Below are 924 nucleotides of genomic sequence, written 5' to 3' on the forward strand. Positions count from 1 at the left end.
TTAGGGCGTGTCTGACAATGTCTTGGCCCAGGTGATGATGGCGTTGAGGATGACCGCGGCGCGGTAGATGATGGCGTGTTTGTCGTACCGGGTGGCGAGGCCACGCCATTGCTTGAGGTGGCAGGTTCTTGTAGTCGACGGCGTCGAGTCCGACCGGGCGCCCGCCGCGGGATCCGCGGCGCCGGCGATGGCCCTTCTGGTCATCGGGTTCTGGGATCACGGCCTTGACGCCGCGGGCGCGGAGGTGCCCGCGGATCGCGCGGGACGAGTATGCCTTGTCGGCTCGGACCGCGTCCGGCCGGGTGCGTGGTCGTCCCCGCTCGCGGCCCACGCGCAGCTGCTCCATCAGAGGCAAGAACATCGGCGAGTCGCCCGCCTGCCCCGGGGTGATCAACGTGACCAGCGGGCGCCCGTTACCGTCGACGAGCTGGTGGATCTTCGTCGACAGGCCGCCTCGGGAACGACCGATGCCGTGGTCAGGCGGCTCTTCCCGCAGATTCTTGTAACTCGATCCACCCCCCTGTGAGGTGGGTCGTGTTCGTCGCGTGCTGATGCGCGCGAGCGATGGTGGAGTCCACCGACAGCGACCAGTCCACCAGGCCAGCGGCATCCGCGGCGGCGGTGAGCTTGGCGAGCACCCGATCCCAGGTCCCGTCGCTCGCCATCCGGTGATGCCACGTCCACACCGTCTGCCACGACCCGAACACCTCGGGCAGATCACGCCACGCGATCCCCGTCCGATACCGGTAAACGATGCCCTCGACCATCGTGCGCGCATCGGAGAACTTCCGACCCGGCCTACCCGTCGGCCGCGGCAACATCCCCTCGATCAACGACCACTGAACATCCGAGAGCACCTGAAAACGCGACACGCGATCAGCCTCTCAGCACTCGCATCCAACCTTTGTCAGACACACCCTAGGC

At 67.0% G+C, this 924-nt stretch carries 1 pseudogene; it reads right to left on the reverse strand.

The annotated features are described in order from the left end of the window. Positions 1–872: pseudogene (locus U870_RS24155) on the reverse strand (IS5 family transposase). Positions 873–924 lie beyond the last annotated feature (52 nt).

This window comes from Leifsonia aquatica H1aii (genome assembly GCF_000633535.1).
Lineage (GTDB): Bacteria > Actinomycetota > Actinomycetes > Actinomycetales > Microbacteriaceae > Leifsonia > Leifsonia aquatica_A.